Below are 13545 nucleotides of genomic sequence, written 5' to 3' on the forward strand. Positions count from 1 at the left end.
CTTGTAAGCCGTCGCGCCAGATATGTGCACGCCGTAGGCTTATCGGAGAGCTGCAGCGCTCTACGACTCCTTCTCCGGTTTCTTCGGCCGCGGCGGTCCGTCGACCGGCGGCAGCGATTTGATGTACTCGGCGATCGCGTCGCGATCCTGCGCCGTGAGCTGCGAGGTGTTCTTGATCACGCGCACCATCGCGCCGCCGGCGCTGTCGCCGTCCGGCGTCTGCCCGCTTTCCAGGAAGTAGGAAATATCCTTCGCGCTCCAGTCCGACATCCGCTTCTGCGTGATGTTGGGCACCCAGCCCTCGCCCTCCGGATTCGGGCCGCCGGCAAAGCGCTGCGCCGCGATGATGCCGCCGAGGACATTGCGCGGGCTGTGGCACTCGGCGCAATGGCCAAAGCTGTTGACGAGATAGTCGCCGCGATTCCACTGCGCCGAACGGCTCGCATCCGCGACCAGCGGCTTGTCGTCCATGAACAGCAGCTTCCAGATGCCGATCGTGCGGCGGATGTTGAACGGGAACGGCACATCGTGATCGGGCACCTTGCCGGACACCGCGGGCAAAGTCTTCAGATAGGCGAACAGGTCGCGCACGTCGCTGATCCTGGCGTGCTGGTACGAGGTATAGGGAAACGCCGGGAAGACATGCGTTCCCGCCGGCGAGGTTCCCTTCATGACGGCGTTGACGAAGTCGGCCTCGCTCCAGCGGCCGATGCCGTCGTTCGGATCGGGCGAGATGTTCGGCGCATAGAACGTGCCGAACGGCGAGCCGATCGCGAGCCCGCCACCAAGCTTCAATCGGTCGTCCTGCTTCGGCACCGCATGGCACGAGGAACAGCCGCCCGCGTTGAACATCTCCTGACCGTTGGCGAGATCGGGCTGATGCGCGGGCAGCGCGCTCGCGGCAATGGTTGCGGGGATGGTCAGCCACCAGAACACGCCGAACCCGGCGATACCGGCCACAATGGCCAGAAGGAGAATTCGTCGCAGCATTCACTGATCCGTCATTGGGCGCTACACCGCATCAACCAGTATGATCGAAAACCGGCCGCACAAGCTCGCATCAAATTTCGCGCCTTCCTCGATGATCTTGGGAATAAACCGGCAAAACCGCTGTTTGAAGACTGAAACCATCCAGTGACATCAAAAGGGAGAGCACCATGACGAACAAGACCTTGCTTGCCACACTGACGCTGGGCGCCGCGATTGCATTCGCCGGCCCGGCCTTCGCCGAGAAGCTGAAGGCGACGCTGGATGCCAAATCCGAAGTGCCGGCGAATGCCAGCACCGCCACCGGCACGGCCGACATCGACTACGACGCCGCCACCAAGAAGCTGAGCTGGAAGGTGACCTATACCGGCCTCACCGGCCCCGCCACCGCGGCACATTTCCACGGGCCTGCCGAGGCCGGCAAGAATGCCGGCGTCGCGGTTGCGATCCCGAATGCGACGTCGAGCCCGGTCGAGGGCAGCGCGACGCTGACCGACGCGCAGGCCGCCGATCTCCTCGCCGGCAAGTACTACGTCAACATCCACACCGCGGCGAACCCGGGCGGCGAAATCCGCGGCCAGGTCACCAAGTAAGCGGCCACGCTGACGATGGAGGTCACGCGACGTAGCTCACGCGACCTCATTCCAACAAGAAAAAGTCTGGCACAACGAAAAGGGCGGACGCTTCGCGGCGTCCGCCCTTTCTCGTTTCCCGATGCCGCGCCACGCAAGGTCGGTCGCGATCCGCGTGCAGAAAAACGTCAGCTCTTCTTGATGCGGTAAGTCTCGTGGCAGCCGCCGCACTGCTTGCCGATGACACCGAGCTCGGCCTTCAGCGTATCGACATCCTTGATCTTGCCCTTGGCCTCGGTGACGGCCTTGCCAAAGCTGGCCGCGTGCTGCGCGAAGCCGGCCTTGTCCTCCCAGATCTTCGGCGAAGGGGCGTAGTCGCCATCCAGCTTGGCGCCCTTGAGGCTCTCCGGGAACAGCGTCGGAAGCGCCTTGGCTGTCTCATCGAACTGCGCCAGCGCAGCATCGACGGTCGCCTGGTCGTAGGGCTTCTCGCCCTTAATGATCGCGGCCAGCGCGCCCGCGTTCTTGCCGTTGTCCTTCATCATGGCCTGGGTCTTCTTGGCCTGGTCCTGCTGTGCAACGACAGCACCGGCACTGAACGCAAGCACCGCAGCAACGATCACGATCCGCTTCATCGGCATATCCCCTCAGTTTCGTTATGTCCCGGCTCGCGAGGTCGTTGGCCGGCCTTGTTTGCAAACACCGCAGGCGGGACCTTCATCCCGCCTGCGACATCTTATCAGAGACTATTTATCAGAGATTATGCTGGCGCTGCGCCTCGCGGATCGCGATCCAGACCCGCTCGGGGGTCGCCGGCATGTCGATGTGATCGATCTTGTACTCGCGGTGCAGGCCTTCGATGATCGCATTGACCACCGCGGGGCAGGAGCCGATCGCGCCGGCCTCGCCCGCGCCCTTCACGCCGAGCGGATTGGTGGTGCAGGGCACGTTGTTGGTCTCGAACACGAAGGATGGCCCGTCAGACGCGCGCGGCAGCGCGTAGTCCATGAAGGTGCCGGTGACGAGCTGGCCGTCGGCGGAGCTGTATACCGCCTGCTCCATCAGCGCCTGCCCGATGCCCTGCATCGCGCCGCCATGCACCTGGCCCGCCAGCATCAGCGGATTGAGCGTGACGCCGAAATCGTCGACGATGACGTAGTTGACGATCTTGATGATGCCGGTGGCCGGATCGATCTCGACCTCGGCGAGATGCGTGCCGTTCGGATAGGTGCCGTCGGCGCTCGCGAACGTCGCGCTGGCGTTCATGTCGGAGGCACTGGCGCCGGGCCGCTTGGCGAGATCGGCAAAGCTGATCGAGCGGTCGGTGCCGGCGATACGGATGCGGCCGTCGGCGATCTCGAGGTCGCCGGCGCCGGCTTCCAGCGCCTGCGCCGCAAGCTGCTTCAGCTTGTTGCCGAGCTCGTGCGTAGCGCGCTGCACGCTGACGCCGCCGGACGGAATCGAGGCCGAGCCGCCGGTGCCGAGCCCGGTCGCGATCTTGTCGGTGTCGCCCTGCAGCACGTGGACCCGCTCGGGCGGCACGCCGAACTGCTCGGCGACGATCTGCGCATAGGCGGTCTGGTGACCCTGCCCGCTCGACTGCGTGCCGATCAGGATCGAGATGTCGCCGTTGGGATCGAGCGCCACATTGGCGGTCTCCTCGCCCATGGTGCCGCAGACCTCGACATAGCTCGCCATGCCGATGCCCCGCACCAAGCCTTCCTTCTTCGCGGCCTTGGCGCGCTTGGGAAACTCCTTCCAATTCGCAATCTCCATCGCGCGCTTCATATGCGCGACGAAGTCGCCGGAATCATAGACCTTGCCGGTCGCGGTCTTGTAGGGCAGCGACTTCGGCGGAATGAAATTCTTCCGCCTGATCGCGTCGGGCGTCATGCCGAGTTTTCGCGCGGCAGCGTCCACCAGCCGTTCGATCACATAGGCGGCCTCGGGGCGGCCGGCGCCGCGATAGGCATCGACCGGCACCGTGTTGGTGAACACGGTGCGGACGCGGCAGTGGAAGGCCTGGATGTCATAGAGGCCGGGCAACATGCCGGCGCCACCATGCGGGATGTAGGGCGCGAAGGTCGACAGATAGGCGCCCATGTCGCCCATTAGGTCGACATCCATGCCGAGGAATTTGCCGTCCTCGGCCAGCGCCATCTTCGCGGTAGTGAGATTGTCGCGGCCCTGCGCGTCGCCCATGAAATGGTCGGAGCGCTCGGCGGTCCACTTGATGGTCTTCTTCAGCTTGCGCGCAGCGACCGAGATCAGTGCGTATTCCCGGTACGGGAACAGCTTGGTGCCGAAGCCGCCGCCGACATCCGGGCAGATCACCCGCATGTTCTCCTTCGGCATCTTCAGGATCATGTCGCAGAGGATCTCGCGCAGGCGATGGCTGCCCTGGCTGCCGATCGTCAACGTCAGATGATCCTTCTTGGCGTCGTATTCGGCGACCGCGGCGCGCGTCTCCATGAAGTTGGTGATGACGCGCGGATTGACGATGGTGATCTCTGCCACCGCATGTGCCTTGGCGAAGGCGGCATCCGCGGCCTTCTTGTCGCCGATCGAGACGTCGAACAGCAGATTGCCCGGCTTGTCGGGCCAGACCTGCGGCGCGCCCTTCTTCACGGCGTTGGCGAGGCCGACCACGGCCGGCAGCGGCGTCCATTTGACCTCGATCGCCTCGATCGCGTCGCGTGCGTGATCGACGGTGTCGGCGACCACGAAGGCGACGGCGTCGCCGACATGGCGCACCTCGTCCTTGGCGAGGATCGGATAGGGCGGCGCGGTGAACGGATCGGTCTCGAGATTGAACAGGCACGGCAGGCCGCCGAGCTCGGCGACATCGTCGGCGGTCAGGATCAGCGCCACCCCGGGCATGCCTCGGGCGTTGCCGACATCGATGGTGTAGGTCGCGTGCGCATGCGGCGAGCGCAGCATCAGCGCGTGCAGTGCGGGAGACGGCGCAACGTCGTCGGTGTAGCGGCCCTTGCCGCGAATCAGGGCGTCATCCTCTTTGCGCCGTACGCTTTGTCCGACGCCGAATTTGATCGGGGCTGCCATAGTGTCTCCGGTTGCAGTCTTCTTGTTCCGCCATATTGGCGTGGTTGTCCGGGAAGCGCAAACGGCTTTCCGCCACCTCCGGCGCGCCTGCGCAACCGATTCCTATGCGATTGATTTGACAATGCAAAACCAGAGCCTCGTCGAGTGAATGGATACCGTTCGCGTGCAGGGAACGCGTTACACGTTGCGCGGCTCCAGGTGGGCGACGCACCGCTGATAGGAGAGCGTCAACAGGAGGCCGTCATGCCTTGTTCTTCATCCCTGGTGTCGGTTACCGGATTCACGGAAACTACACCAAATTCGCGAACGAACCCCAGACTGTGACCGGCTTCGCTCCAAGGTAAGGTTGTCGCGCTATATGCTGGCGCCCAGTTGGGTGATGTACGCTGGTATTTGAGTTGGGACCAATGGGCGTTCGCAAATTGCCGCAAGGGGAGCTCCCCGCGGGGGTAGCGCGTCGCCGCTGGCATGAGGAACGGTCGCTGCGAAGCGCCATCAGGATGGCCCGCATGGGCTACTGGGAGTCGCAGAGTGCCGACGCGACCGATTTCTGGATATCGCCCGAGTTCGCCGCCTTCTACGAATTCGAGACGATCGACGGCTTCATCCCGATCGCGACCGTGCGCGAGCGCTATTTGCCCGAAAGCCGGAAAGCCCTGGAGGCGCATTACGCGGCCTGCTGGGCGGAGGGGCGGCCCTACGCGGTGCGGACGAGATTCCGCAAGTCCGATGGCAGCCTGCTCGACTGTATCGAGCATGGCGAGCCGGAATTCGACGCGCTCGGTCAGGTCCGGCGCGTGTCCGGCATCGTCCGCGACGTCACCGAGGAGACCTCTGCGCTGCGGCGCCTCGCGGAGAGCGAGCAGCGGCTGGCCGATTTCGTCAGCACGGCCTCGGACTGGTGCTGGGAGAGCGACGCCGCCCATCGGCTGCTGCCCTATCCCAAGTCGCTGGCCGGCAATGCCGCCTTCCAGACGGTCGCCGCCGGCGGCAGGGCGCGCTGGGAACTGGCTTATGCGCCCGAGGATGCGGAGGCAATGGCGCGGCACCGGGCCGATATGGAGGCCCATCGCCCTTTTCGCGACTTCACCTATACGCTGATCGGCCAGGACGGCTCGCGCGTCAGCATCTGCACCAGCGGTAAGCCGATCTTCGCCGACGACGGCAGCTTCCTCGGCTATCGCGGCACGTCCAGCGATATCACCCAGCTGAGGGCGGCCAAGGCGTTGCTCGACCAGCGCACGCGGGCGCTGGAGGAAGCCCACCGGCTCGGCAAGATCGGCACCTGGAGCTACCGGCTGGACATCGGCCGCACGGTCTGGTCGCCCGAGCTCTACCAGCTTCTCGGTTTCGACCCCGACACGTTCGAGCCGACCTATAAGAATATACGGCCCTACTTCCTTGGCGGCGACGCCGACCGCTTCGGCGGCATGCAGAAGCGGGTCCTGCGCACCCGCAGGACCGAGTCCACCGACCTGCGGATGTTGCATGCGGACGGCACCGCCCGCGACCTGGCCGTGATCTGCAAGGCGGAGGTCGCCCATGGCAAGGTCATCGGCATCATCGGCACGGTGCAGGACGTCACCGAGCGCAAGGATGCCGAGCGCCGGCTCGAGCAGCTCGCCTATACCGATCCGCTGACCGGGCTGGCCAATCGCGCGCTGTTCAAGCGCCAGCTCGCCGCCCTGATCGAGGGCTGCGCCCTGGAAGGCCGGAGCAGCGCGCTGCTGCTCATCGACCTCGACCGCTTCAAGGAGGTCAACGACTCCCTCGGCCATGCCGCCGGCGACGAATTGCTGATCCGGGTGGCTGCCGAGCTGCGCCAGGAACTGGGGCCGCACGCCTTCATCGCCCGGCTCGGCGGCGACGAATTCGCGGTGCTGGCGGAGGGACACGGCATGTCCGACACCGCACTGACCGGGCTTGCCGATCGGCTCATCGGCCGATTGTCCGGCCCCGTCGATCTCACCGAGGGCGAGGCCTTCGTCGGCGCCACCATCGGTATCGCCCGCCTGCCGGAGCACGGGGCGACCGCGGAGACCGCCGTGCGCAACGCAGACCTCGCGCTCTACATGGCTAAGGAGGCCGGGCGCGGCCGGGCGCAGTTGTTCGAGCCGGTCCATGCCGAAGCGGTCGATCAAAGGCTCGATCTCGGCCGCCATCTGCGCCACGCCGTGGAGGCCGGCACCCTGGAAGCCCATTACCAGCCGCAGGTGGACTTACGGACCGGCCGCGTCACCGGCTTCGAGGCGCTGCTGCGCTGGACCCATCCCGAGCGCGGGCCGATCTCGCCGGCGGAGTTCATCCCGATCGCCGAGAGCTCCGGGCTGATCGTCGATCTCGGCCTGTGGGTGCTGCGCGAGGCCTGCCGGCAGGGCCGCGCCTGGCTCAATGCCGGGCTGCCGCCGCGCTCGGTCTCGGTCAACGTCTCGCCGGCGCAGATCTGGAACGTGGACTTCGAGACCGCCGTTGCGACCGTGCTGGCGGAGACCGGCTTGCCGGCACAGCTGCTGTGCCTGGAGCTGACCGAGAGCCTGTTCGTGGATCATACCGAGCAGCGCATCAGCCGCACGCTGACCGCGCTCGCCGCTCTCGGTGTCCGACTGGCGCTGGACGATTTCGGCTCCGGCTACTCTTCGCTCGGCTATCTGACGCGGCTGCCCTTCGACTCGCTCAAGGTGGACCGCGCCTTCGTGGACGGCATCTCCACCGCGCCGGAGAAGCGCAAGCTGCTCGGCGGCATCATCGCCCTGTCGCACGGGCTGGGCATGAAGGTGGTGGCGGAGGGTGCCGAATTGCCCGCCGAAGTGGACCTGCTCGGCGGGCTCGACTGCGACCTGGTGCAGGGCTTCGTGTTTTCTCCGCCGATCGCCGCAGACGAGGCGCCGCGTGTGGCCGCCAGCATCGAGCGCGAGCCGTGCTGGATCCAGCCGAAACGGAATCGCCTCTACTGCTGAAGCGGCGCATATCGGAACTCCCCTTCAAAGGGGGCACTTCAAGATATCGAAAAACAACCCCATGCAAAGGAGGTTGGGGCAACCGATCTAGACCCGCCGCAGCGCAAACAGCCAGCCGCGGCCGAACAGCGTGAGGATCGAGAAGGCGTAGACGAAGACGCCCGTCGCGATCAGCAGCAGCAGGATCATCTCGTCGCGGAAGTGCTGCATCGGCGCGAACCATACCGCCGCGAAATGCGAGGTCAGCCACAGCGCCACCGCGAGCACGATGCCGCAGATCGCAAACGTGCCGAACGAGCGCAGCAGCGCGCGATCGAGCACGAGGAAGCCGCGGCGCACCGCGAAGAACAGCACGAGCAGCAGATTGACCCAGGCGCCGGCCGCGGTCGCCAGCGCCAGCCCGACCTGGGCGAGCGAAGAGACCAGCGCGATCTTGAGCGCGACGTTGACGGCAACACCGGTCAGCGCCGCCTTGACCGGGGTCGCAGTGTCCTTGCGGGCATAGAAGGTCGCAACCGCGCTGCGGATCATCACGAAGGGAATCAGCCCGACCGCGTAGGCTGCGAGCGTCGCACCGGCGGTGGCGGCATCGGCCTTGGAGAAGGCACCCCGGGCGAACATCGCGCGCATGATCGGATCGGCGACGGTGAGGAACGCCGCCACGAACGGCACCGAGAACAGCAGCGTGAAATCGAAGGCGCGGCGCTGCGCGGCCATCGCGCCGGCGTGGTCGTCCGCTGACAGCCGCCGCGACATCTCCGGCAGCAGCACGGTGCCGATCGCGATCCCGATCACGCCGATCGGCAGCTGGTTGAGACGGTCGGCATAATACAGCGCTGACAGCGCGCCGGCCGGCAGGAAGGTCGCGATGATGGTGTCGGCGAACAGCGCGACCTGGGTCCCCATTGAGCCGAGCGTGGCCGGGCCCAGCGCGCGGAAGAAGCCGCGGACGTCCTCGTCGAGCTTCATGGGCGCAAAGCGCGGCAGGCCGCCATGGCGCGAGAGGTCGCCGGCGAGCAGGAAGAACTGCAGGAAGCCCGAGATCAGGACGCCCCAGGCCGCGGCGTGACCCGCGCTGGGGAAGAACGCGGCCAGCGCCAGCGTCATCATCATGGCGAGGTTGAGGAAGATCGGCGCCGCCGCCGCGCTGGCGAAGCGATGCATCACGTTGAGCATGCCGCCATAGAGCGTCACCAGCGTGATCAGCAAGAGGTACGGAAAGGTGATCCGCGTCAGCTCGATCGCGAGCTGGCGCTGCGAGGCGTCCTCGGTGAAGCCGGGCGCGAGGATGCTCATCGCTTGCGGCATGAAGACCATCGCCACGACCAGCAGGACCACCTGCGAGGCCAGCAGCAGCGTGAAGATGCGGTCGGCGAACAGCCGCGCCGACGCCTCCCCGCCCTCGCCGCGGACATGGGCATAGGCCGGCACGAAGGCGGCATTGAAGGCGCCCTCGGCGAAGATCGCGCGGAAATGATTGGGCAGCCGCAGCGCCACGAAGAATGCGTCGGCGACGGGCCCGGCACCGAGGATCGCCGCGAGCATGATGTCGCGCGCGAATCCGGTCACCCGGGAAAGGAGCGTGTAGCCGCCGACGGTGAAGATGCGCCCGAGCATGCGCTGCTTCTAGCGCACCAGCACCACACTACGCAAAAGCTGCGTATCAGCCTCTATCAGTTCAGCCATGATCCAATCCGAAAACCGGAACGCCACTTTTCGGGATCATGCCTGTAGCGCGCCGCGCACCGCCTCGATGACGCGCTGCTGCGCCGCTTCGTCGAGATAAGCGTGCATCGGCAGGCTGATGACGTCCTCCGACAGGCGCTCGCTGACCGGCAGGCCGCCGTCGGCGACCGGGAAGTCGCGGTAGGCCGTCTGCTGATGTATCGACCTTGTGTAATAGATCGCGGTCGGGATGCCCTGCGCCTTGAGCGCCGCCGCGAACGCGTCGCGGTCGGTCCCCTCCGGCAGGCGGATGGTATATTGCGCCCACACCGAGGTGCAGCCGGCGGCGAGCCGCGGCACCGTCACGATATTGCCGAGCCCGCGGGCATAGCGCTCGGCGACGACGTTGCGGGCGGCGATCTCGTCGTCGAAGATCTTCAGCTTCTCGATCAGCACCGCGGCCTGCATGGTGTCGAGCCGGCCGGTGAGACCGAGGCGGACATTGTCGTATTTGTCCGAACCCTGGCCGTGGACGCGGATGCTGCGCAACGTGTTGGCGAGCTCGTCGTCATCGGTGAAGATCGCGCCGCCGTCGCCGAAGCAGCCGAGCGGCTTGGCCGGGAAGAAGCTGGTAGCGGTGGCAAGCCCGAAGGTGCCGAGCTTGCGGCCCTTGAAGCTGGCGCCAAAGCCCTGCGCGGCGTCGTCGAGCACGAACAGGCCCTCGGCCTTGGCGACCGCGGCCACCGCGTCGTGATCGGCGCTCTGGCCGAACAGGTCGACCGGGATGACACCGACCGGCTTCAGCCCGCGCGCCTTCGCGGTGGCGATGCCGCGCTTGAGCGAATTCACGTCGATGTTGAAGGTGGCCTCTTCGACGTCGACGAAGACAGGCGTCGCACCGGCCAGCGCCACCGCCTCGCCGGTCGCGCAGAAGGTGAAGGACGGGCACAGCACGGCATCGCCGGGGCCGACATTCTTCGCCATCAGCACCATCAGCAGCGCGTCGGTGCCGCTGGCGCAGGTCACCACATGCCTGGCGCCGCTGTATTCGGCCAACGCCTTCTCCAGCGCGGTGACCTCGGGGCCGTTGATGAACTGGCAGTGATCGAGCACGCGGGCGACCGCCTCGTCGATCGCCTTGCCGATCCGCCGGCGCTGCGTGGCGATGTCGATGAACGGAATGGGTTCAGGACGCATATGCTGGTTCATGGAGTCTTTCGCACGTGGTCTTGGAAATCGATCAGCCAGCGATCCGGCGCGGACCCTTGCGCACCGTCGTGGCGGCGGGCCGGGCCGGCGATTCCAGGCAGCGGATCGCGATCTCGAGGCTCGCGACGCCCTCATCGCCTGACACCGCCGGCAGCTTGCCGGTGCGGACGGCGTCGAGGAACGCGATCAGTTCGGCACGCAGCGGCTCATCATGGCCGACCGGCAGATGGCGCATCGAATAGCTGCCGTCCGGCTTGAAGCCGAAACATTCGGTGACCTGGCGGGTGAGCAGATCGCCCATCACATATTTGCCGCGGGTCGCGACCGTGACGTTGCGCGCCTTGAACGGCGTCAGCCAATTGGTGTTGATGTGGGCGAGCACGCCGGACGCGGTACGGAACTGGAGCAGCGCGATGTCCTCGCGCTCGGCGACCGCGCTCGACAGCTGCGGCTGCACCTCGACGATATCCGACTCGGTGAACCAGCGGATCAGATCGATATCGTGCACCGCGAGATCGATCACGACGCCGACATTGGACATCCGCGGCGGGAACGGGCCGACGCGGGTGATGCCGATCGACAGGATGTCCTCGCCCGAGATCGCCTGCTTGATCGCCGCGACCGCCGGATTGAAGCGCTCGACATGGCCGACCATCAGCGTGACGCCGGCGCGCTGCGCGGCGGCGACGATCTCGCGGCCCTCCTCGACGGTGGAGGCGACCGGCTTCTCGACTAGGATGTGGATATTGCGCGCGATGCAAGTCAGCGCGATCTCGTGATGCAAATGGGTGGGAGCCGCGATCGTCACCGCATCGACGCCTTCGGCAAGCAGCTCGTCGAGCGTCTCGAAGGCGCGGCAGCCGACTAGCTCGGTGGCGCGCGCTCGGTGCTCCGGCAGCGGATCGACGATGCCGATCAACACGACATCGGGCAACCCGGCCAGCACGCGGGCATGGTTGCTGCCCATCACGCCGGCCCCGATCACCCCGACACGCAATGCGCGCTTGATGTCGGCCTTCGCGCCCGGCGCGGACAGTTTTGCATTCATATTGCAGACCCCAAGTGACTTCTAACGTGACTTCTGGCGTGACGTTTTGGCGGTTGTCCCGGCTAGTCTGGCAGCCACCCCGGCTCCCAGGGGAATCAGCGCAAGAGGCTATCCCTGTTTGGCGCCCTTGGCGCGAACCACGACCCCCTCGTTGGCAGCCGCTATAGCACGGCGTCACAAATGTGGCGAATGCCAACAACGAAATCCGGACACGTTTTGATTCAAAGAGTTACATCGTCCGGAGACTCATTTTTGGGCAGCGGAACCCGACCGCGTCCCAGCTTCACGGCGAAAGATTGCACCAACATTGCGCCATTGCGCAGAGCAACGGCTTGCCTGGCTGGCGCGCGCAATAGGGGCCAGATCTCAGGATGACGAGTTGGTTTGCCCAACTTGCTCGCTGTCATCCCCCGGCTTGCCGCCTCCGCTAAAGCTCCGGCGTGCCCGAGATCGCAAGCCTCGTCGAAGCCTTGGCATAGACGGGACCGGGCGACCCAGTATTCCAGAGACAGTCGTTATTGAGCCGATAGGCCGCGGCGTACTGGATCGCCCGGTCAACGTGCGTAATTGCGCACAGGCCGGGCGATGACAGCGGTGGGGGGACAAAGCTTCACACCCTCTCAGCTGCGCCGGTAATCGTCCTCGATGCGGATGATGTCGTCCTCGCCGAGATAGCTGCCGGTCTGCACCTCGATCAGCTCGAGCTGGATCTTGCCGGGGTTCTCCAGCCGGTGCACCGCGCCGATCGGGATGTAGATCGATTCGTTCTCGTGCACGGTCTTGATCAGCTCGTTGACCGTCACCTGCGCGGTGCCGCGCACCACGATCCAGTGCTCGGAGCGGTGATGGTGCTTTTGCAGCGACAACCGTCCGCCCGGCTTGACGACAATGCGCTTGACCTGATGGCGCTCGCCATTGTCGACCGACTGGTAGGAGCCCCAGGGACGATGCACCTTGATGTGGCTTTCGGTGACCTCAGGCGCCGTCACCTTCAGTTTCGCGACCAGCCGCTTCAGCCCGCCCGCGTCCTTCTGCCGCGACACCAGCACGGCGTCCTGCGTCGCGACGACGACGAGATCGTCGACGCCCTCCAGCGCGACCAGCGCACGGTCGGTCGCGACGTTGCAGTTGCGGGAATCCTCGAACACCGCGGCGCCGCGCGCCGCGTTGCCCTGGCTGTCCTTGTCGGAGAGCTCCCAGACCTGGCGCCACGAGCCGATGTCGGACCAGCCGCAGGCCACCGGCACCACGGCAGCGTGCGAGGTCTTCTCCATCACTGCATAGTCGATCGAGATCGCCTTCGCCGCGGCAAAGGATGCCGCGTCGAGCTTGACGAAGCCGAGATCGCGCGCCGCATTCGTCACCGCCTCTTCGACCGAGGCGACGCTGTCGGCATCGACATTGCGATACTCGTCGAGCAGCATCGAAGCGCGGAACATGAAGTTGCCGCTGTTCCAGAGATAGCCGGCATCGATATAGCCGGCCGCAGTCGCCGCATCCGGCTTCTCGACGAAGCGCGCGACCGCCCGCACCTCGCCGGTGACCACGTCGCCGGGATTGATGTAGCCGTATTCGGTGGCGGGCCGCTCCGGCCGGACGCCGAAGGTCACGATACGGCCCTGCTCGGCGGCCGCCAGCCCCTCGCGGCACGCCGCGACGAAAGCCTGAGTGTCCCGCACCAGGTGATCGGCGGCGAGCGCCAGCACGATCGCGTCCGGATCGCGGCTCTGCGCGAACGCCGCGCCGGCGGCGATCGCCGGTCCCGAATCGCGCCGCATCGGCTCCAGCAGCACGTCGGCCTCGAGCCCGATCTCGGCGAGCTGCTCCAGCACCATGAAGCGGTAGGCCTCGTTGGTGATCACGATCGCCCGCTCGAACGTTGCCGCGTCCGACACCCGCAGCAGCGTCTCCTGGAAGGTCGAGCGCGCCCCGAACAGCGACAGGAACTGCTTCGGATGCACCTCGCGCGAGGCCGGCCACAGCCGGGTGCCCGCGCCGCCGCACATGATCAGGGGGATAATTCGTCGGTTCATCGATGCCTCAA

The 13545-nt window shown here is 66.1% G+C and carries 9 protein-coding genes; 2 read left to right on the forward strand and 7 right to left on the reverse strand.

Features of this window, described 5'->3' with window-relative positions; translation table 11 throughout:
- Window positions 1-60: 60 nt before the first annotated feature.
- Window positions 61-990 (reverse strand): c-type cytochrome, encoded by a 930-nt coding sequence (locus tag J6500_RS30090; RefSeq protein WP_225716326.1) that lies wholly within the window; start codon window positions 988-990, stop codon window positions 61-63.
- Window positions 991-1157: 167 nt separating this feature from the next.
- Here J6500_RS30090 and J6500_RS30095 point away from each other — a divergent pair, with 167 nt between their 5' ends.
- The gene (locus J6500_RS30095) at window positions 1158-1580 is read left to right on the forward strand and encodes a CHRD domain-containing protein (RefSeq protein ID WP_225716327.1); all 423 of its coding nucleotides are present in this window, start codon (window positions 1158-1160) and stop codon (window positions 1578-1580) included.
- Window positions 1581-1747: 167 nt separating this feature from the next.
- On the opposite strand, the gene J6500_RS30100 is transcribed toward J6500_RS30095, so the two are convergent.
- Complete coding sequence (locus tag J6500_RS30100) at window positions 1748-2194, reverse strand: c-type cytochrome (protein WP_225716328.1); 447 nt, start codon at window positions 2192-2194, stop codon at window positions 1748-1750.
- A gap of 118 nt (window positions 2195-2312) precedes the next feature.
- Window positions 2313-4622, reverse strand: a complete 2310-nt coding sequence (locus tag J6500_RS30105; RefSeq protein WP_225716329.1) for a xanthine dehydrogenase family protein molybdopterin-binding subunit — start codon at window positions 4620-4622, stop codon at window positions 2313-2315.
- 509 nt (window positions 4623-5131) lie between these two features.
- Between J6500_RS30105 and J6500_RS30110 the strand changes: the two genes are divergently transcribed.
- The gene (locus J6500_RS30110) at window positions 5132-7579 is read left to right on the forward strand and encodes a bifunctional diguanylate cyclase/phosphodiesterase (RefSeq protein WP_225716330.1); all 2448 of its coding nucleotides are present in this window, start codon (window positions 5132-5134) and stop codon (window positions 7577-7579) included.
- An 87-nt stretch (window positions 7580-7666) separates the two neighbouring features.
- Here the strand turns inward: J6500_RS30110 and murJ are convergent, their stop codons facing one another.
- The 4 genes from murJ to J6500_RS30130 all read right to left on the reverse strand — a co-directional run bounded on the left by murJ (window position 7667) and on the right by J6500_RS30130 (window position 13534).
- The gene (murJ, locus tag J6500_RS30115) at window positions 7667-9196 is read right to left on the reverse strand and encodes a murein biosynthesis integral membrane protein MurJ (RefSeq protein WP_225716331.1); all 1530 of its coding nucleotides are present in this window, start codon (window positions 9194-9196) and stop codon (window positions 7667-7669) included.
- Window positions 9197-9301: 105 nt separating this feature from the next.
- On the reverse strand, window positions 9302-10453 hold the full coding sequence (locus J6500_RS30120; RefSeq protein ID WP_225716332.1) for a DegT/DnrJ/EryC1/StrS family aminotransferase: 1152 nt from the start codon (window positions 10451-10453) through the stop codon (window positions 9302-9304).
- 31 nt (window positions 10454-10484) lie between these two features.
- Window positions 10485-11501: a Gfo/Idh/MocA family oxidoreductase gene (locus tag J6500_RS30125; protein WP_376707876.1), complete on the reverse strand. Its 1017-nt coding sequence runs from the start codon at window positions 11499-11501 to the stop codon at window positions 10485-10487.
- A 620-nt stretch (window positions 11502-12121) separates the two neighbouring features.
- On the reverse strand, window positions 12122-13534 hold the full coding sequence (locus J6500_RS30130) for a mannose-1-phosphate guanylyltransferase/mannose-6-phosphate isomerase (protein ID WP_225716335.1): 1413 nt from the start codon (window positions 13532-13534) through the stop codon (window positions 12122-12124).
- Window positions 13535-13545 lie beyond the last annotated feature (11 nt).

The sequence above is a fragment of the Bradyrhizobium semiaridum genome, assembly GCF_020329505.1.
GTDB lineage: Bacteria > Pseudomonadota > Alphaproteobacteria > Rhizobiales > Xanthobacteraceae > Bradyrhizobium > Bradyrhizobium semiaridum.